Origin of the sequence: Miniphocaeibacter massiliensis, from assembly GCF_900232905.1 — a bacterium.
In the GTDB taxonomy this organism is placed as follows: domain Bacteria; phylum Bacillota; class Clostridia; order Tissierellales; family Peptoniphilaceae; genus Miniphocaeibacter; species Miniphocaeibacter massiliensis.
Genome location: NZ_OCTQ01000001.1, coordinates 504,337 through 523,161, shown reverse-complemented (window position 1 = coordinate 523,161; position 18,825 = coordinate 504,337). Strand labels below are relative to the sequence as shown.

Below are 18,825 nucleotides of genomic sequence, written 5' to 3'. Positions count from 1 at the left end.
ATCTTTTTATTTGAAGTATATGTTAAAATATTAATAAAAATTATATAAGTGAGGATTAATCATTGAATAGAACAGCATTAGTAACAGGAGCTTCAACAGGTATAGGATATGCAATATCTGAAGTTTTAGCTAAAGACAACTACAATGTCATTATTAATTATATTAATTATGAGAATAAAGCGTTAGAATTAAAGGAAAAAATAATTCAAGATGGTGGTAATGCTATAGTTGTAAAAGCAGATATTTCTAAAAGAAAAGAAGTAGATAATATGTTTGAAGTAGCAAGAAATTATTTTGGACAAATAGATGTACTTGTAAATAATGCTGGAATCTCTAAACAAAATTTATTTACTGATATAAAAGATAGCGAATGGAATAATATGATAGATACAAACATAAATGGTATATTTTATTGTACTCAAAATGCTATAAAAGATATGATATCTAGAAAACAAGGTAGTATAATAAATATTTCATCTATTTGGGGCATAACAGGAGCATCTTGTGAAGTTCATTATTCTACAACTAAGTCTGCAATTATAGGGTTTACCAAAGCATTAGCAAAAGAATTAGGTCCTTCTAATATAAGGGTAAATTGCATAGCACCAGGTCTTATAGATACAGAGATGAATAGTAATATTAGCAATGAAGACAAGGAAAACATAGTAAAGGAAACTCCTTTAATGAGGATAGGGACGGTAAAAGATATAGCATTAGCAGCAGAGTTTTTTGCTTCGGACAGTTCAAAATTTATAACAGGACATGTGCTAAATGTTAGTGGAGGCCTTGTTATATAAAATAAATAAAAAAACATATCAAAATAGATATGTTTTTTATTTTCAAATAGGTTTAATATATTAAACTTTTGGTAAAAAATTTTAAGAAAACTATTGTAAAAAAATTTCAGCTTGTTATAATAATTCTTGGTGTTTAATAAATTTTACAAATTACTTAATATAGTGAGGTTATATAAATGGATATTGGTGACAAAATTAAAAATAGGAGAATGGCTTTAGGGCTTACTCAAGAAGATTTAGCAGAAAGAGCAGACTTAACTAAAGGGTTTATTTCTCAACTTGAAAGGGATTTAACTTCTCCGTCTGTAGATTCACTTTTTGATATTTTAGAAGCTTTAGGAACAAATATTTCAGACTTTTTCAAAGAAGAAAAGGAAGAAAAGGTAGTTTTTAAAAAAGACGATTTTATAACAAATATAGATGAAGAAAATAGAAACTCTATTGAGTGGATTGTTCCAAATGCACAAAAAAATGAAATGGAACCAATAATTTTAAATTTAGAGCCAAAAGGAAAAAGTAAAGTTTACGATCCAAATGAAGGAGAAACTTTTGGATATATTCTTAAGGGAAAAGTAAGACTTGTACTGGATGATAAGATACATGATTTAGAAGCTAAAGAGTGTTTTTATACTCCTTGTAACAAGTCAATGTACATTATAAATAGAAGTGGTAGTGAATCTAAGGTTTTATGGATTACTAACCCACCAAGCTTTTAGGAGGAAATATGACAAATACTATTGAGTTAAAAAACATATCTAAAACTTTTGAAGATGATTTAATTTTAGATAATTTAAGTTTAAATATAAAACAAGGAGAGTTTTTAACTTTGCTTGGTCCTAGTGGTTGTGGTAAGACTACAACTTTAAGAATATTAGCTGGATTTTTAACACCAGATAGTGGAGAAGTTATTTTTGAAGGTAAAAAAATTAATGAGATTCCTCCTTATGAAAGAAATATAAATACAGTTTTTCAAAAGTATGCTCTTTTTCCAAATATGAATGTGTATGAAAATGTAGCTTTTGGATTAAAAATAAAAAAAGTAAATAAAAAAGAAATAGATAAAAGAGTTTCAGAAATGTTAAAGTTAGTTAATCTTTCTGGATATGAAAAAAGGTCTATTGAAGCTTTAAGTGGTGGGCAACAACAGAGAATTGCTATTGCTAGAGCGTTAATAAATGAACCCAAGGTTTTATTACTTGACGAACCACTAGGAGCTTTAGACTTAAAACTTAGACAAGGTATGCAAGTAGAACTTAAAAATATTCAACAAAGAGTAGGTATAACTTTTGTGTATGTAACTCATGACCAGGAAGAAGCTTTAAGTATGAGTGACAAAATAGTTGTAATGAACAATGGTTTAATACAACAAATTGGAAGTCCAACAGATATTTACAATGAGCCTGTAAATTCTTTTGTTGCAGACTTTATAGGAGAAAGTAATATTATTAACGGAACAATGCTAGATGACTATTCAGTTGTATTTTCAAATAATAAATTTGTCTGTGTAGACAAAGGATTTAAAGAAAATGAAGAAGTGGAAGTAGTTGTTAGACCAGAAGATATAGACTTGGTTAGTGAAGATAAAGGTATGATGACAGGAATAGTAGAAGATATAGTATTTAAAGGAGTGCATTACGAAATGAATGTTAATGTAGATGGTTTTAGATACTTAGTTCAGTCTACTTTGTCAAAAGAAGTTGGACAAAGGGTTGGAGTAAATATAATTCCAGACAATATTCACATAATGAAAAAGGGGAAATAAATGAGATTTAAGAAATTAGCATATCCATATCTTTTTTGGATTTCAATTTTTATAGTAGTGCCACTTTTAATGGTTTTGTATTATTCTTTACAATCAGGTGAATTAGGGGGACTAACTTTAGAAAATTTTAGAAAGTTTTTTACTTCCATAAATTTAAAGGTACTTTTCAATTCAATAAAAATAGCATTTTCTTGTACTTTAATTTGTCTAATTATAGGGTATCCTATGGCTTATTGGATTTCACAAGCACCTTTTAAGAAGAGAAATATAATGATTTTGCTTGTTATTTTACCAATGTGGATGAACTTCCTACTAAGAACTTATGCTTGGATGAATATACTTTCAACAAATGGAATTATAAATAGTTTTTTAGGTTTTTTAGGAATAGATCCAGTTCATTTAATTTATACAAAAGGTGCAATAATGGTAGGTATGGTTTATAATTTCTTGCCTTTTATGATTTTGCCTATATATACGGTTTTAGATAAAATGGACAAGTCACTTTTAGAGGCAGCTTCAGATTTAGGAGCTACAAAAATCCAGTCATTTTGGAAAATAATTTTTCCAATGAGTTTTTCAGGAGTAATAACTGGAATTACAATGGTGTTCATTCCTGCAATATCTACCTTTGAAATTTCAGCACTACTTGGAGGAAATAAAATTAATTTAATAGGAAATGTAGTTGAAAACCAGTATAGAGTAGTAGGAGACTGGAATTACGGTTCAGCTATAAGTATGGTTTTAATGGCAATAATATTAGCTTCTATGTTAATTACTAATAAATTTGATGATAGTGATGAAAAAACAGGAGGTGGATTATGGTAAACAAGTTAAAAAAATTCTATGTATTTTTGATATTTGTATTCCTATATGCACCAATAGTATTTTTAATGGTATTTTCGTTTAACAACTCAAAGTTGAAAACTACTTGGACAGGATTTACATTTAAATGGTATGAAGAGTTGTTTAAAAATGAAGAAATATTAACAGCTTTTACAAATACTATACTAGTGGCAGTTATTACAACAATAATAGCGACAATACTTGGAACAACAGCGGCTATTGGAATTTACTATATGAAAAAGTGGAAGAAGTCATTAATATTAAATATTAATTATATTCCTGTATTAAACCCAGATATTGTAACAGCGGTGTCATTAATGGTTTTGTATAGACTTGTAAATATGGAAAATGGATTTTTAACAGTTGTATTATCACATATTATGTTTACAACACCATATGTTGTACTTTCTGTACTACCTAAACTAAAGCAAATGAGCAGGTCTCTTCCAGAAGCAGCTATGGATTTGGGAGCAACACCACTTTATACTTTTAGAAAAATAATAATTCCAGAAATAAAGCCAGGAATATTTTCAGGAATGATACTTGCATTTACACTATCATTAGATGATTTTGTCGTGTCTTACTTTACAACAGGTAATGGTTTTAATACACTTTCTGTGACTATATTTTCAATGGCAAGAAGGGGAATAAACCCTGCTATAAATGCACTTTCAACTTTAATGTTTTTAGCTATATTAATACTTTTATTGGTAGTTTATAAAACATCAAAAGATCCAGACGAATTAAAAAGATAGAGGTAAGAAATGAAAAAGACAAAAATTTTATTAATTCTAATGACTTTAGTACTTGTTTTAGTTTCTTGTAAAGATGATAGCAAAAATGGAGAAAAAGTTAGTGGAGAAAAAGTATATGTTTACAACTGGGGAGACTATATAGACGAGTCTGTAATAAAATCTTTTGAAGAAGAGACCGGTATAAAAGTAATATATGAGCAATATACACAAAATGAGGATATGTATATGAAATTAAAAGAGGGAGGTTCAACATACGATTTAATATTTCCATCTGACTATATGATAGAAAGATTAATTTCAGAAGATATGCTTCAAGAAATAGACATGAGAAATATTCCAAACTTAAAAAATATAGGAAAAGAATATTTGAATATGGATTACGACAAAGAGCAAAAATATTCAATACCTTATTTTTGGGGAACTGTAGGAATACTTTACAATGAGAAATTTGTAAAAGAAGAAGTTGATTCATGGGGTATACTTTGGGACAAAAAATATGAACATAAAATTATAATGATGGATTCAACAAGAGATTCAATAGGAATATCATTAATACGAAATGGATATTCTATGAATAGCAGAGATATGGAAGAATTAGAAATAGCAAAAAAAGATTTAATAAAACAAAAAACAATAGTAAGGGCATATTTAGTTGATGAAATGAAAGGTCAAATGGTAAACAACGAAGCAGCACTTGCACCAGCTTATTCAGGAGATGCAATGGAAGCAATGTCAGAAAATGAAGACCTAAAATATACAGTTCCAAAAGAAGGGGCAAATCTTTGGTTTGATGCAATGGCAATACCTAAAAATGCTAAAAATGTAGAAAATGCAGAAAAGTTTATAAATTATATACTAGAACCAGAAAATGGTGCAAAAATAGCAGACTATATAGGTTACTCTTCACCAAATGTAGAAGCAGTTAAATTACTAGATGAAGAAATACAAAATAGTGAAGTAGCTTACCCTGACATAAAGAAATTACCTAAAATGGAAATATTTAAAAATCCAAGTGAATTTAATTCGGTTTATACAGAAATTTGGGCAGAAGTAAAAGCGGCAGATTTTTAAAAAATATTACTGACTTATGTGATATACTATATAAAATAAATAATGCTATAAATAGCAAATTAAAAACAATTTATTTTAGGAGTATATATATGAAATATGAATTTTTCGCAAAACCTTATGAATGTTTAGTAGAAAAAGCTAACTGGACTTTTGTTTCAATACCTAAAAATATTTCTATAGAAATAAAAGAAAATTTTGAATTATTAGAAAAAGGCTGGGGACGAATAAAAGTAACTGTTAATATTGGAAATAGTGAATGGGAAACTTCTATGTGGTTTGATACAGAAACAGAGACTTATTCACTTCCCCTTAAAGCTGCAATTAGAAAAAAGGAAAATATTGTGTTAGATAAAGAAGTAAAAGTTTCTATTTGTATTTAGTGAAATAAATTTTAATAAATGTAAATAATGTTCTTAAGCTAGTTATTTAGAATATAACTTAAGTATAGTAAGAGTACAAATGAATAAAAAACCTTGAGAAATAAACTTTCAAGGTTTTTTTATTTATTTAATTTATTTTTCTAAAGCCAATCTTGCAATTTTCTCACATAAATCATTATAAGATATCCCAACAGAAATAGCTGATTTAGGAAAGACGCTTGTAGGAGTCATTCCAGGAAGAATATTTGCTTCTAAACAGTATATACCATTTTTATTTTCAATGAAATCAATGCGTGAATAATCTCCTAGATGTAATATTTCATGAACTTTTAAAGATAAGTTTTGCAATTTTGTTTTTAAATTACTATTTATTTTAGCAGGACATATTTCATCAGCTAAATTATCTTGGTATTTACTTTCATAGTCAAAAATTGATTTTTTAGGAATTATTTCAGCAACTTCTAATGCTTTGTTATCTAAAACTCCAACAGTAAGTTCCCTTCCTATTATTCTCTCTTCGACTAATAACTTATCTTCGTATTTAAATCCATACTTTAGAGCTTTATCAAAATCCGATTTTGTTTCAGCTAGAGATAGTCCAATACTTGAACCTCCACTTATGGGTTTAATAACACAAGGTAGTTTAGGAATAAAATGTTCATTTGAATTTAGATCATATATTTTCCAAGGGGGGGTTAATATTTTATGAAATGAAAAAATTTCTTTGGAAATTTGCTTATTCATAGCAATTGCACTACCTAAAGGGTCAGATCCAGTATATTTAATATTACAAGAATTTAAAACACTTTGAAGTTCTCCATTTTCTCCCATAGCTCCATGTAAAGCTAAAAAAGTTACATCAGCGGTCTTGCAGATATTAATAATATTTTCACCAAGCCATTCTTTTCGATTACCATTCTCAAAAATTAGTTTCTCTAAATCTGGTTCCTTTTGAGGAGTAATATGTGAATATTCTTTTTTTTTGTATCTATCAAAAGCATCTTTAAAATTATCTGTATTTTCCAAGCCTTTATATAAATCTAGCAATATAACATTATGGCCATTTGAAATTAATGCATTAGCAACCATACTACCAGACGATAAAGATACATCACGCTCAGGGCTAAGTCCTCCAGCTAAAACTACAATATTCATAAAATCCTCTCTTTCTCTACGATAGTGGTGTTTTTTTCATCTTATCATACATATTCACATAAGTCATTAAATATCTAGAATTAGTAGTAAAATATATTATTGATTATAAAGTTATAAAATGAGTGCCATTTAATAGTTTTTTATTTTTAATGGTGAAAAATCATAGCCTGCATCATATGAAAAAGTATTTTATATACATCTTTTTTGAAAATATTATTAGTCAACAAGTATAATCCTTTTAGCATAGTGTTTTATTTATATTATAATAAAATAGTAAAATTAATAGATTGTGCTGATTAAAATAAAAATTTATTGTATAATAGAAAAATGTGTGAGGTGAAAGATGATAGAAATTTTAAAGGCTATAATATTAGGTATAGTAGAAGGAATTACAGAGTGGCTTCCAATAAGCTCAACAGGTCATATTATATTAGTAGATGAATTTTTAAAGTTAAATGTTTCAGAAAAATTTATGTCTATGTTTACAGTAGTAATACAGCTTGGTGCAATACTTGCAGTAGTAGTAATATTTTGGAATAAGATTTTTCCAATTGAGAAAAAAAATGGCAAGTTTATAATAAGTAAAGATAAAATTTTAATGTGGATAAAAATAGTTGTAGCTTGTTTACCAGCTATGATAATAATACCTTTTGATGATAAATTTGAAGAATTATTTCATAAACCAATTCCAATAGCATTAGCGTTAATAATAGTAGGTATTTTATTTATATTAGTTGAAAATAGAAACAAAAATAAAAAATCAAAAATTAACACAATAGCTGAAATAACATTTCAAGCAGCATTCATTATAGGAATATTTCAAATGATAGCAGGTATGTTTCCTGGAACATCACGTTCAGGGGCAACGATATTAGGAGGTATATTTTTAGGGCTTTCTAGAACTATTGCAGCAGAATTTACATTTTTCTTAGCAATACCAGTAATGTTTGGAGCAAGTTTTATAAAACTGTTAAAATTTGGATTGTCATTTACAGGATTTGAATTTTTAATATTAATAGTAGCATCAGTAGTTTCTTTTGTAGTGTCAATACTTACAATAAAATTCTTAATGGACTATGTTAAAAAACATGATTTCAAAGTGTTTGGTTGGTATAGAATAATACTTGGGATTTTAGTGATATTGTACTTTACATTACTTAAATAAAATAGGTAAAAAATAATGATATAGTATATAATAATTGCAATTATATTTTAGTATATTATTTAAGAATGAAATTAAAAAAACCACAGTTTTTAACTGTGGTTTTTGTGTTTTCTCTTCAAAACATATTCTATAAAGAGAGATAGTAGTATAGCTGAAATATATGTATTAACTAAGTATATTGTACTTAGAAAATAAATATCTAAAATAATAGATGCTAAATATACTAAAATAATATTTAAAAGTATATTCAATATGGTAATTTTTAAAAATTTATTTAAGGGCATATATTTATGTGCATTATAAGTGAAAATATAACCCGCTAAAAAAGTCAATATTAATAATATACTTTGAAAACTACTTATATTTTCGGTAATAGGAATATTTTTCTCGAAATTAGCACTTCCAATATATACTTTTTGTAACAAGTATTCAGTTGATAGGTAAAAAATGTTAAGTAATGTGAAAATTAAATATAATAATTTAATTTTTGATTTTTTATTTAGCGTCATATAACTCTCCTTTGTAATATATACAAATTAAAATAGGATTTTGTTACAAAATTATAAAAATAAAAATGCTATAAACAAAGAGCTTATTTTATAAATGGTTTAAAAAAATGTTTACTAATAAGATTTATAAATATAGCTGCAACATATACGTATACAGGTGTTAATGTGCTACTGAATGGAAGTTTTAATATTATTGAAAGTAAAACTGAAATTAAAATATTATAAATAATTGCAAAAGTGTTTATTCTAACAAATCTATCAAATTCTATAAATTTTTCTAAATTATAGGTAAAGATAGATCCTACAGCATAGGTTAAAAACAATATTACATATCCTATTTTCGTAGTTTTAGAATAATCTATATTAAATTTGATACTTAAAAATTGAGTTAATATAAAAATAACAGTAAGTATAGTAAATAGTATTAAAAATATATTTATATAATTTTTCTTTTTCAAAGTATTCCTCCTAAAACTAAATCATATGTAAATTATATAACAATATTATATTAATTAACATAGAAAAAATAATTTGTTAAAATAAACAAGAATCTGATTACTACTAGATGTAAAGATATTCTTACATTGAAAATTCAGCTTTTAAGGTATAATGTAAAGTATTATTGATAGAGAATAATCATTTTTTTATTTATGATTTAATTGGGAGGTACGTTAATGGATATAGGAAAAAAATTAAAAGAGGCAAGAACTAGAGCAGAAATGACACAAGAAGAATTAGCTGAAAAAATTCATGTAAGTAGGCAGACTATATCAAGCTGGGAGAATAGTAGGAGTTATCCAGATATAATTAGTGTGATAATGCTAAGTGACTTGTACGGTATTTCATTGGATGTACTATTAAAAGGAGATGAAGAAATGATAAAAAATCTAGAAAAAAGTACAAATGTAGTAAAAAGTAACAAGAAAGTAATTCTGTCAACAATAGGAGTTTTATTAGCATATGTAATGCTATATATGTTAAAAAAACTTAGGAATGAATCAGGGGCTATTATAGATAATCCAATAATAAATATGATAATGTTAGGATTTTTTGGAATAATTTTAATAGCATATATAACTAAATATATTATTGATACAAAGAAAAAAGATAGTGAAAATTTAAGTAAGTACATTATAATAGGATTATTTGGCATAGCTTGTATTGCAATTATTTTTATAACATTTATTTGTATAGGGGAAATTTTGGAAAATAAATTAGTGATAAATACCTTTAGAATACTATCGTTAGTAGCATTATCAATTTTATTTAACTTTATATATAAAAAATTATTTAAAAATAAATAAACCATACATTAAAAAAAGAACTCTACATTGATTAGAGTTCTTTTTGTTTATTCTTCATTTTTATCGTTATTAAATCCAAATAATTTATTTATAAAGATTATTCCTGATACAAAAATTACCATTGAAACTAAAATAGTAATAAACTTGATTCGTATAAATCCTTCTAAAAAATCATCAACTTTCAAGCAAATTAGAGAATAAATAGATATGGATATTATGTAGAATATTTCTTTTAATTTCATAAATTAGCTCCTTTAAATAAAATTATTCAATACTTTAATACCCTTTAATCGTAGTTTATAAATAAAAATTATAAAAATATTAACAATTAATACAATAACTTTAATAAATACTGCAATAAAAAGATAAAAATGGTATAATGAAGAAGTAAGAAGGGTACTTGTACCTAATTTTAATATGTTAATTTTAAAATAAGCCTTTTTTGAGGTCTTATTTTTTTGATTTATTTTAGGAGTATTTATGAATTTATTAGATAATTTAAATGATAAGCAAAAAGAAGCTGTACTACATACAGAAGGACCACTTTTAGTGTTAGCAGGAGCAGGAAGTGGTAAAACTAAAGTTTTAACTACTAGAATTGCCCATATACTTAATGAAGGTCTTTGCAATAAGTACGAAATACTAGCAATTACCTTTACTAACAAGGCAGCTTCAGAAATGAAGGTAAGGGTTGAAAAAATATTAGGATATGATGTTTCTGATATGTGGATAGGAACGTTTCACTCTATTTGTACAAGAATTTTAAGAAGAGAAATTACACATATAGGATATACTTCAAACTTTACAATTTATGATAGAGCTGACCAAATATCTTTAGTGAAGGAAATTTTAAGAGAAAAAGGTATGGATGTAAAAGAGTTTCAAACCAATGCATTTTTATCTATAGTAAGTAACACTAAGAATATTGGTGAAGGAAAAGAATATTTAGATTCTGTTTATAAAGATAATCCAACATTTAAAAGATATGGGGAACTTTTTGAAGAGTATGTAAAGAAGACTAAAATGTATAATTCTTTAGACTTTGATGACTTAATACTTAAAACTTTAGAATTATTTAAAACTTGTCCAGATATAGCTGAAAGGTATTCAGGAAGATTTAAATATGTTTTTGTAGATGAGTATCAAGATACAAACAAAAGTCAGTACGATTTAATAAGATATTTAACAGAAAAAAACAACAATATTTGTGTAGTTGGTGACGGAGACCAGTCTATTTATGGCTGGAGAGGTGCTGACATATCAAATATTTTAAATTTTGAAAAAGATTTTAAAAATGCTAAAGTTATTTTACTAGAACAAAATTATAGGTCTAGTAAAAAAATACTTAAAGTAGCTAATAGTATTATAAAAAATAATGAAGAAAGAAAAGACAAAAGTCTATGGACAGAAAATGACCATGGAGACGATATTATCTATAAAAAAGTAGGTTCAGACTTAGAAGAATCAATTACAGTTACAAACTGGATTGAGCATATGAAGTATAATGGATATTCTTTTGAAGACATGGCAATACTTTATAGAACAAACTCACAATCAAGGATTTTTGAGGAAACCTTGATGAGAGAAGGCATAAATTACCATGTTGTAGGAGGACTTAAATTCTACGACAGAAAAGAAATAAAAGATATAGTAGCTTATTTAAAAATTATTGTGAATTCAGATGATAATATTTCTTTAAAGAGAATAATTAATTCTCCTAAAAGAGGAATTGGTGATACTACTTTAGCAAAACTTGAGGTAGAAGCTAACATAAAAGGAATGTCTATATATAAATTAATAGAAAAAGATTTACTATATATGGTATCTCCAGCGACTGCAGCTAAATTAAGAGAATTTTTGTTCATGATGAATAATTTAAAAAATAGTTTAGATAGTTTTTCTGTTTCAGGATTTGTAGAGTTTTTATTAGATAAAACAGGATATTTAAAAGCCTTAAAAGATTCTAAACTTCGAGAAGATAAAACAAGGTTAGAAAATATTGGAGCATTTTTAACAGCTATTATAGACTATGAGAAATCTGCTGAAGAACCATCACTTGAAGACTATTTAGCTTCTGTTAGTTTACTTTCAGATGTAGATAAAACAGAAGAAGGTGGAAAAGGTGTTAGTTTAATGACTATACACGCAGCTAAAGGGCTAGAATATAAAGTTGTGTTCTTAACAGGAATGGAAGAAGGACTTTTTCCAAGCGAAAGGTCTATTTATGAAAGAGATGGTCTTGAAGAAGAAAGAAGACTTTGCTATGTTGCAGTAACACGGGCAGAAGAAAGATTATATATAACAAGTTCAATGACAAGGAGAGTTTTTGGAAAGACAATGAGTAAAGAAGAATCTAGGTTTATAGAAGAAATGAAAGAAAATATTGTAGAAGATAAGCCTAAAGAAATAATTAATACAAACTTTAGAGAAAGTTATTCTACTTCAGTAGATAATATGGCAAATGATTTAAGAGATCCTTTTGCTAAAAAACCAAAGCAAACTAAAAAAACATTAGAAGGTATTGAAATAAAACCAGGAGATAAAGTAAAACACAAAGCTTTCGGGGAAGGAACAGTAGTTTCTGTTGCAGAAAAAGCTGATGGTGATGAACTGGTAATAGCTTTCGACAAAAAGGGTATAAAAAAGCTGAATAAAAATTTAGCACCTTTGGAGATTGTATAAAAATGGATAAAAAGTCTAGAATAGAAGATTTAATAAAAAAAATAAATGAATTAAATTACCATTACTATACTCTTGACGAACCAATAGTTTCAGATGGAGAGTACGATAAACTTTATGATGAATTAGTAATTCTTGAAAAGGAAACAGGCTATGTAAAAGAAGGGTCTCCAACACAAAGAGTTGGAGGAACGGTACTAGAAGGCTTTGTAAAACACACACATATTAATTCGCTTTATAGCTTGGCTAAAGCGCAGTCTATAAAAGAGTTAGAGGATTGGGGAGCTAGGTGTGAAAAGCTAGTAAGTAACTATAATTCTGAAAATGAAGATAAATTACCTCCTTTGGAGTATATAATTGAATTAAAGTTTGATGGTTTAACAATAAATTTAACTTATAATGAAGGCAAACTTCAAATGGCAGCAACTAGAGGTAATGGGACTATTGGAGAGGAAATACTACCTCAAGTAAAAACTATTAAATCTATTCCATTAGAAATAGACTATAAAGGATTAATGGAAGTACAGGGTGAAGGTTTAATGCCTTTGTCTGAATTAAAAAAATACAATAAAAATAATGAGATACAGCTAAAAAATGCTCGAAATGCGGCAGCCGGTGCCCTTAGAAACTTAAATCCTAAGGAAACTGAAAAAAGACATTTAACAGCATTTTTATATAACATTGGTTATATAGAGGGAAAAGAATTTGCTACACAATTAGAAATGGTAGACTTTATAAAAGAAAATAAATTTAAAGTAAATAAATTTTTCAGAGTAGCAAAAAATATAGAAGAAATAGAAGAAGTAATAGAATATATAAATGAATATAGAAAAACTATAGATATTTTAACAGATGGTGCTGTTATAAAAATAAACGATATGAAAACAAGGGAAATATTAGGTTATACAAATAAATTTCCTAGATGGGCTATAGCTTATAAATTTGAACCAGAAGAAGTTACAACAATATTAAAAGAAGTAATATGGAATGTTGGAAGAACTGGAAAAGTAACACCAACAGCAATACTTGAACCTGTAGAAATAGGAGATGTAACAGTTCAAAGAGCTACTCTTAATAATTATGATGATATCTTGAGAAAAAAAGTAGAATTAAACTCTAGAGTATTAATAAGAAGGTCAAACGATGTTATCCCAGAAATACTTGGAACCATAGAAGATGGAAGGGAAACTTCAAAAATAGAAATGCCAACAGAATGTCCTTACTGTCATACAGAACTAATAAAAGATGGAGTTCATATTTTCTGCCCTAATTCAATGAGTTGCGAACCACAACTTGTAAGTCGACTAGTTCATTTTGCTTCCCGCGATGCTATGAATATAGATGGATTAAGCGAAAAGACAGTTGAAAAAATGCTTGAAATTTTAAATGTACATCAAATTTCTCAAATATATGATGTTACAGAGGAGGATTTATATAAAATTCCAGGATTTAAAGAAAAAAAGACAAATAATCTTTTAAAAGCAATAGAAAAAAGTAAAAATATAAAGCTTGAAAACTTTATTTATGCAATAGGAATACCAAATGTAGGTATAAAAACAAGTGAAGACCTAGCTAAGATATTTATGTCGTTAGACAAACTTAGAAATGCAACAGCAGAAGAACTTGTAGAAGTTGAAGATATTGGAGAAATAACTGCACAAGCTATAGTTGAATTTTTCCATGACGAAGAAATAGTTAATGGAATTGACAGCTTGTTATCTAAAGGTATAGTAATAAAAAATCCTGTTGTAAAAGAAGTTTCAGAAGATAGTAAATTTTTAGATAAGAGAATAGTAATAACTGGTTCTTTTGAAAATTATAAAAGAAAAGACTTAGAGAATCTTTTTAAAGAAAAAGGAGCAAAAACTGGTTCGTCTGTATCTAAAAATACAAACTATGTAATAGTAGGTACAGACCCAGGAAGCAAACTTACTAAAGCGCAAGAAATAGGCGTTGAAGTAGTAAGAGAAGAAGAATTAGAAGAGTTTATTAAAGAATAAAAGACTAATTATAGTATTAGTCTTTTTTTAGTGCGAAGTTAATATAGTATGAATTATAGAGTAGAATATTATTATAAAAATTTATAGTAGGAGAAAAATAGAATGGTAGAATTTAAATATGATACACAATTATTAATTCAAGGATTAAATTTGGATGAAGATAAAATTAGTGAATACTTTACTACAAATTTTAAAGGAGATTGTCTTTTAGTAGTAGGGGATGAAAATTTAATAAAGATACATTTTCATACAAATGAACCTTGGGTGGTACTTGAATACTGTTCAACTTTAGGAGAAATATTTGATATAGTAATAGAAGATATGGATAGACAATCAAGAGGGCTGCAAGGTTAAAATATTGAAAAAAAAGACTAATCAAATTGATTAGTCTTTTTTTGTAATAAGATTTTTTAAAATTCCAATGGTAAAATTAGTATACTAAATACAAGAATAAATATTGCTATATATAAAGTAAACTTTTTTGAAGTAATAGGTTTGAAACTTTTATTTAACAAAAAATAAATTAAGGCTGAAACAATAAGATAGGTGACAGCAGTTAATATAATGTTCGTGAAATTTTTATTTTTATAGATAAATAATTGTAAAATTAAAAAAGTTACAGTATAACCTAATGTAATAGAATATACATTTTTAAATGAATGGCTCTTTTCTTCTTTTTTCATAATAAAACCTCCTATGTCATATTTAATATTCAAATTAAAGTAAATATAAGTATATCCCTAAAAACTGTGCAACTGCAGCAGCTAATACAAATACATGCCAAATTACATGGGCATACTTACTATCTTTTTTATAAAAATATGTTCCGCCACTATACAACAAACCACCTAGTAATATCCAAAAGAAGAACATAGGGGAAGTTGATTTTATTATCGGTTTTATAAAAAATATTGCTATCCAGCCCATTCCTATATATAAGATAGTAGAAAGTCCTTTATATTTATCGTATTTTCCATAACTAAATATCTTGTACAAAATTCCTATAAGAGCTAAAGAACAAATTAATACTAGTAAAGCTATCCTAAGTTTACCTTTTAATACTAAAAGTATTATAGGTATATAAGTACCTGCAATAAATAAATATATAGAAGAGTGATCTAAAACTCTTAGTATTTTTTTAGCCGTAACATTTGTTATAGAATGGTATATTGTGCTACTTAAAAACATAAATATAAAGAAAGCGCCATATAGTGAAAAGGCAACTACTTTAGTAACATTTCCTTGCTTTGCAGAAGGAATTACCAAAAGTAGTAAAAATACTATTCCCATAATAACTCCTAAACCATGAGTTATTGCATTTGCTATTTCTATTTTAGTACTAGATTTCATTTTTGTTTTTTTATTATTAAAATTATCTGTTTTTGGATGTGTCATAATTTCCTCCGTTTAATAAATATTATCACTATTTTTTTCATACTGCAAATAGATTTAAATTTTTATATAAATATAAAATTTATTTATTAAATACTTGAAAAAAAATTAAGTATGAGTTATTATATAAGAGTAGTTATTAGCACTCAACATTAATGAGTGATAATAAAAGAATTATTAGATTATTAGGAGGAATTAAAATGACATTAAAACCTATTGGTGAAAGAATAGTAGTAAAAATGGTTGAAGTTGAAGAAAAAACAGCTTCAGGTATAGTTTTACCTAGTTCAGCTCAAGAAAAACCACAAGTTGCTGAGGTAGTAGCAGTTTCAGAAGAGGTAAAAGACTCGACTATCAAAGTAGGTAGTAAGGTTATTTATTCAAAATATTCAGGAACAGAAGTTAAATTAGATAAAGAAGAATATATAATAGTAAAAACTGAAGACGTACTTGCAGTAGTAGAAGGTTAATTAGGAGGTATTATAAAATGGCTAAAGAAATTAAATTTAGTGTTGACGCTAGAACAGGTCTTGTTGATGGCGTAAACAAATTATCAGATACAGTAAAAGTTACATTAGGACCTAAAGGAAGAAATGTTGTATTAGACAAACAATTTGGTGCACCTTTAATTACAAATGATGGTGTTACAATAGCTAGAGAAGTTGAATTAGAAGATGAGTTTGAAAACATGGGAGCTCAACTTGTAAAAGAAGTTGCAACAAAAACAAATGATGTTGCAGGAGATGGTACAACAACAGCTACTTTACTTGCACAAGCAATTATTAGAGAAGGCGTTAAAAACTTAGCAGCTGGTGCAAATCCAATGGTACTTCAAAAGGGTATTAAGAAAGCAGTAGATGTTGCAGTAGAAGAAATAAAAAATATTTCTATTCCAGTTGAAACAAGTGAAGCTATTGCACAAGTTGGTTCAATTTCAGCAGCTGATGAACAAGTAGGACAAATGATAGCTGAGGCAATGGAAAAAGTAGGAAAAGACGGTGTTATAACTGTTGAAGAATCTAGAAGTATGGGAACTACTTTAGAAGTTGTTGAAGGTATGCAATTTGATAGAGGATACTTATCACCTTATATGTCAACAAATATGGAAAAAATGGAAGCTGAATTAGAAGAACCTTTAATTTTAGTAACTGATAAGAAAATCTCAAATATTCAAGATATATTACCAGTATTAGAAGAAGTAGTAAAAATGAGCAAACCTCTTTTAATTATTGCAGATGATGTTGAAGGAGAAGCTTTAACTACACTTGTAATTAATAAATTAAGAGGAACATTTAACTGTGTTGCTGTTAAAGCACCAGGATTTGGTGATAGAAGAAAAGAAATGTTACAAGATATTGCTATTTTAACAAATACTGTAGTTATTAGTGAAGACTTAGGTCAAGAATTAACAGATGTTACAGTAGATATGTTAGGTTCTGCTAGAAAAGTTAATGTATCAAAAGAAAATACAATAATAGTTGACGGTGCTGGTAACAACGATGAAATTCAAGATAGAATTTCACAAATTAGAAAACAGATAGAAGTTACAGAATCAGAATTTGATACAGAAAAATTACAAGAAAGACTTGCTAAACTTTCAGGTGGAGTTGCTGTAATCCAAGTAGGAGCTGCTACAGAAACTGAATTAAAAGAGAAAAAATTACGTTTAGAAGATGCTTTAGCTGCAACAAGAGCAGCAGTAGAAGAAGGTATTGTTTCAGGTGGTGGTACAGCGTACATCAATGTATTAGAAAAAGTTGCAACATTACTAGAAACAGTAGAAAATGACGAAAAAACTGGAGTAAACATAATCTTAAAAGCATTGGAAGAGCCAGTAAAACAAATAGCTATTAATGCAGGACTAGAAGGTTCAGTAATAGTAGAAAAAGTTAAATCTGAAGAAAAAGGAATAGGCTTTGATGCTTATAACGAAAAATATGTAAATATGATAGATGCAGGTATAGTTGACCCAACAAAAGTAACTAGATCAGCATTACAAAATGCAGCATCAGTATCTGCAATGATACTAACAACAGAAGCAGCAGTTGCAGATGTTACTAAAGAAGATCCTATGGCAGGAGCAGCAGGTGGCGGAATGCCAGGTGGAATGGGATATATGTAAAATAAAGGGATAGAGAAATCTATCCTTTTTTATTTTTTACTTTTATATTAAACTATATATATTACTATATTATAGGAGTAAGATTATGAAAAGAGGACTAAATGCATTTCATTTGAAATTAATAGCAATAATAGCTATGGTAATAAATCATATAGGTAGTGGTTTTCGGTTTTCAAGTAGTTATCCAATTTTATTTTGGTTTACAGAGTTTATAGGGAAATTAACATTTCCTATTATGGCTTTTTTATTAGTGGAAGGGTTTAAGTATACAAGTAATATAAAAAATATACATTACGATTAGCGATTTTTTCCTTAATATCAGTTATTCCATTTAAATTATACATACAAAATAGCACGGATTTTAGTTTGTTAGATTTAACAAATAATGTTTTATTTACTTTATTAATAGGATTATTGATGATTATATGTTGCAAGAAAATATCAAATGGATTATTTGATGTATTTATAGTTATTATTTCACTTGCATTAACTTCTAATTCTGATTGGGCAATATTTGGAATATTAATGATATATGGTTACTATGCAATAAAAGATAGAGTAAAAAGAATAGTATATCCTTCACTTTATATAGCTATACCTATATTTTTATTAGGGCTACCTTTTATAAAAGAAGAGTCAATTTTTATGAGCACATCTTTGGGATTACTTTTAAATATTCCTATTTTATTTAAATACAATGGAGAAAGAGGATATTCACCTAAATGGGTTAAATATGGTTATTATATTTTTTATCCTGCCCATTTAATTATTTTATATTTAATTAGAAATTTCTTATACATATAGAAACATTAAAGTGGATATGATTTTAATCTTGACACAACACATAAAATATCTTATACTTATATGGTATTGCAAATGTGATATTTGGCA

Annotated in this window: 21 protein-coding genes; 16 read left to right on the top strand and 5 right to left on the bottom strand. The window is 27.1% G+C overall.

From position 1 onward, the window contains the following. Positions 1-62: 62 nt before the first annotated feature. From ymfI to CS899_RS02665, 7 genes are all read left to right on the top strand, one after another. Positions 63-797, top strand: coding sequence for an elongation factor P 5-aminopentanone reductase (gene ymfI, locus CS899_RS02695; protein ID WP_099203404.1), 735 nt, complete (start codon positions 63-65; stop codon positions 795-797). Between the two features lie 176 nt (positions 798-973). After that, complete coding sequence (locus CS899_RS02690; protein WP_099203403.1) at positions 974-1,513, top strand: helix-turn-helix domain-containing protein; 540 nt, start codon at positions 974-976, stop codon at positions 1,511-1,513. 8 nt (positions 1,514-1,521) lie between these two features. Beyond that, positions 1,522-2,559, top strand: coding sequence for a spermidine/putrescine ABC transporter ATP-binding protein (potA, locus tag CS899_RS02685; RefSeq protein WP_099203402.1), 1,038 nt, complete (start codon positions 1,522-1,524; stop codon positions 2,557-2,559). Then, the gene (locus CS899_RS02680) at positions 2,560-3,384 is read left to right on the top strand and encodes an ABC transporter permease (RefSeq protein WP_099203401.1); all 825 of its coding nucleotides are present in this window, start codon (positions 2,560-2,562) and stop codon (positions 3,382-3,384) included. Further along, the gene (locus tag CS899_RS02675; protein WP_099203400.1) at positions 3,378-4,157 is read left to right on the top strand and encodes an ABC transporter permease; all 780 of its coding nucleotides are present in this window, start codon (positions 3,378-3,380) and stop codon (positions 4,155-4,157) included. Before CS899_RS02680 ends, CS899_RS02675 begins: the two co-directional genes overlap by 7 nt. A gap of 9 nt (positions 4,158-4,166) precedes the next feature. After that, positions 4,167-5,228, top strand: a complete 1,062-nt coding sequence (locus tag CS899_RS02670) for an ABC transporter substrate-binding protein (RefSeq protein WP_099203399.1) — start codon at positions 4,167-4,169, stop codon at positions 5,226-5,228. Between the two features lie 89 nt (positions 5,229-5,317). After that, positions 5,318-5,608, top strand: coding sequence for a DUF1905 domain-containing protein (locus tag CS899_RS02665; protein WP_099203398.1), 291 nt, complete (start codon positions 5,318-5,320; stop codon positions 5,606-5,608). Between the two features lie 132 nt (positions 5,609-5,740). Here CS899_RS02665 and CS899_RS02660 read toward each other — a convergent pair whose 3' ends face one another. Continuing rightward, positions 5,741-6,763, bottom strand: a complete 1,023-nt coding sequence (locus CS899_RS02660) for a D-alanine--D-alanine ligase family protein (RefSeq protein ID WP_099203397.1) — start codon at positions 6,761-6,763, stop codon at positions 5,741-5,743. A 343-nt stretch (positions 6,764-7,106) separates the two neighbouring features. Between CS899_RS02660 and CS899_RS02655 the strand changes: the two genes are divergently transcribed. Next, complete coding sequence (locus tag CS899_RS02655; RefSeq protein ID WP_099203396.1) at positions 7,107-7,928, top strand: undecaprenyl-diphosphate phosphatase; 822 nt, start codon at positions 7,107-7,109, stop codon at positions 7,926-7,928. A gap of 592 nt (positions 7,929-8,520) precedes the next feature. Here CS899_RS02655 and CS899_RS02645 read toward each other — a convergent pair. Further along, positions 8,521-8,895 (bottom strand): hypothetical protein, encoded by a 375-nt coding sequence (locus CS899_RS02645; protein ID WP_099203394.1) that lies wholly within the window; start codon positions 8,893-8,895, stop codon positions 8,521-8,523. 216 nt (positions 8,896-9,111) lie between these two features. Here CS899_RS02645 and CS899_RS02640 point away from each other — a divergent pair, with 216 nt between their 5' ends. After that, entirely contained in the window at positions 9,112-9,741 is a 630-nt protein-coding gene (locus CS899_RS02640; RefSeq protein ID WP_099203393.1) for a helix-turn-helix domain-containing protein, read from the top strand. 47 nt (positions 9,742-9,788) lie between these two features. On the opposite strand, the gene CS899_RS02635 is transcribed toward CS899_RS02640, so the two are convergent. Continuing rightward, complete coding sequence (locus tag CS899_RS02635; protein ID WP_099203392.1) at positions 9,789-9,983, bottom strand: hypothetical protein; 195 nt, start codon at positions 9,981-9,983, stop codon at positions 9,789-9,791. 238 nt (positions 9,984-10,221) lie between these two features. Between CS899_RS02635 and CS899_RS02630 the strand changes: the two genes are divergently transcribed. The 3 genes from CS899_RS02630 (at position 10,222) to CS899_RS02620 (ending at position 14,774) form a co-directional block, all read left to right on the top strand. Beyond that, positions 10,222-12,423, top strand: coding sequence for an ATP-dependent helicase (locus CS899_RS02630; RefSeq protein ID WP_099203391.1), 2,202 nt, complete (start codon positions 10,222-10,224; stop codon positions 12,421-12,423). A 2-nt stretch (positions 12,424-12,425) separates the two neighbouring features. Continuing rightward, on the top strand, positions 12,426-14,420 hold the full coding sequence (ligA, locus tag CS899_RS02625; protein ID WP_099203390.1) for an NAD-dependent DNA ligase LigA: 1,995 nt from the start codon (positions 12,426-12,428) through the stop codon (positions 14,418-14,420). A 102-nt stretch (positions 14,421-14,522) separates the two neighbouring features. Beyond that, complete coding sequence (locus CS899_RS02620) at positions 14,523-14,774, top strand: kinase to dihydroxyacetone kinase (protein WP_099203389.1); 252 nt, start codon at positions 14,523-14,525, stop codon at positions 14,772-14,774. Between the two features lie 56 nt (positions 14,775-14,830). Here CS899_RS02620 and CS899_RS02615 read toward each other — a convergent pair whose 3' ends face one another. Both CS899_RS02615 and trhA read right to left on the bottom strand, forming a co-directional pair. Continuing rightward, positions 14,831-15,103 (bottom strand): hypothetical protein, encoded by a 273-nt coding sequence (locus CS899_RS02615; protein ID WP_099203388.1) that lies wholly within the window; start codon positions 15,101-15,103, stop codon positions 14,831-14,833. Between the two features lie 34 nt (positions 15,104-15,137). Continuing rightward, positions 15,138-15,815: a PAQR family membrane homeostasis protein TrhA gene (gene trhA, locus CS899_RS02610; protein WP_242491854.1), complete on the bottom strand. Its 678-nt coding sequence runs from the start codon at positions 15,813-15,815 to the stop codon at positions 15,138-15,140. 197 nt (positions 15,816-16,012) lie between these two features. Here trhA and CS899_RS02605 point away from each other — a divergent pair, with 197 nt between their 5' ends. From CS899_RS02605 to CS899_RS02595, 4 genes are all read left to right on the top strand, one after another. Then, positions 16,013-16,282 (top strand): co-chaperone GroES, encoded by a 270-nt coding sequence (locus CS899_RS02605; protein WP_099203387.1) that lies wholly within the window; start codon positions 16,013-16,015, stop codon positions 16,280-16,282. Between the two features lie 17 nt (positions 16,283-16,299). Next, positions 16,300-17,934, top strand: a complete 1,635-nt coding sequence (groL, locus tag CS899_RS02600) for a chaperonin GroEL (protein WP_099203386.1) — start codon at positions 16,300-16,302, stop codon at positions 17,932-17,934. 85 nt (positions 17,935-18,019) lie between these two features. After that, entirely contained in the window at positions 18,020-18,235 is a 216-nt protein-coding gene (locus tag CS899_RS11200; protein WP_207204724.1) for a TraX family protein, read from the top strand. A gap of 2 nt (positions 18,236-18,237) precedes the next feature. Continuing rightward, a complete protein-coding gene (locus CS899_RS02595; protein ID WP_207204736.1) occupies positions 18,238-18,738 on the top strand; it encodes a TraX family protein in 501 nt (166 codons plus the stop codon). Positions 18,739-18,825 lie beyond the last annotated feature (87 nt).

What these genes read in the sequence shown, in the direction of transcription:
- CS899_RS02630 (WP_099203391.1), top strand. Translation starts at nt 10,222, where the DNA reads ATGAATTTATTAGATAATTTAAATGATAAGCAAAAAGAAGCTGTACTA.
- CS899_RS02655 (WP_099203396.1), top strand. Translation starts at nt 7,107, where the DNA reads ATGATAGAAATTTTAAAGGCTATAATATTAGGTATAGTAGAAGGAATT.
- groL (WP_099203386.1), top strand. Translation starts at nt 16,300, where the DNA reads ATGGCTAAAGAAATTAAATTTAGTGTTGACGCTAGAACAGGTCTTGTT.
- CS899_RS02620 (WP_099203389.1), top strand. Translation starts at nt 14,523, where the DNA reads ATGGTAGAATTTAAATATGATACACAATTATTAATTCAAGGATTAAAT.
- potA (WP_099203402.1), top strand. Translation starts at nt 1,522, where the DNA reads ATGACAAATACTATTGAGTTAAAAAACATATCTAAAACTTTTGAAGAT.
- CS899_RS02615 (WP_099203388.1), bottom strand. Translation starts at nt 15,103, where the DNA reads ATGAAAAAAGAAGAAAAGAGCCATTCATTTAAAAATGTATATTCTATT.
- CS899_RS02660 (WP_099203397.1), bottom strand. Translation starts at nt 6,763, where the DNA reads ATGAATATTGTAGTTTTAGCTGGAGGACTTAGCCCTGAGCGTGATGTA.
- trhA (WP_242491854.1), bottom strand. Translation starts at nt 15,815, where the DNA reads ATGACACATCCAAAAACAGATAATTTTAATAATAAAAAAACAAAAATG.
- CS899_RS02635 (WP_099203392.1), bottom strand. Translation starts at nt 9,983, where the DNA reads ATGAAATTAAAAGAAATATTCTACATAATATCCATATCTATTTATTCT.
- CS899_RS02665 (WP_099203398.1), top strand. Translation starts at nt 5,318, where the DNA reads ATGAAATATGAATTTTTCGCAAAACCTTATGAATGTTTAGTAGAAAAA.
- CS899_RS02640 (WP_099203393.1), top strand. Translation starts at nt 9,112, where the DNA reads ATGGATATAGGAAAAAAATTAAAAGAGGCAAGAACTAGAGCAGAAATG.
- CS899_RS02690 (WP_099203403.1), top strand. Translation starts at nt 974, where the DNA reads ATGGATATTGGTGACAAAATTAAAAATAGGAGAATGGCTTTAGGGCTT.
- CS899_RS02680 (WP_099203401.1), top strand. Translation starts at nt 2,560, where the DNA reads ATGAGATTTAAGAAATTAGCATATCCATATCTTTTTTGGATTTCAATT.
- CS899_RS02670 (WP_099203399.1), top strand. Translation starts at nt 4,167, where the DNA reads ATGAAAAAGACAAAAATTTTATTAATTCTAATGACTTTAGTACTTGTT.
- CS899_RS02605 (WP_099203387.1), top strand. Translation starts at nt 16,013, where the DNA reads ATGACATTAAAACCTATTGGTGAAAGAATAGTAGTAAAAATGGTTGAA.
- CS899_RS11200 (WP_207204724.1), top strand. Translation starts at nt 18,020, where the DNA reads ATGAAAAGAGGACTAAATGCATTTCATTTGAAATTAATAGCAATAATA.
- CS899_RS02675 (WP_099203400.1), top strand. Translation starts at nt 3,378, where the DNA reads ATGGTAAACAAGTTAAAAAAATTCTATGTATTTTTGATATTTGTATTC.
- ligA (WP_099203390.1), top strand. Translation starts at nt 12,426, where the DNA reads ATGGATAAAAAGTCTAGAATAGAAGATTTAATAAAAAAAATAAATGAA.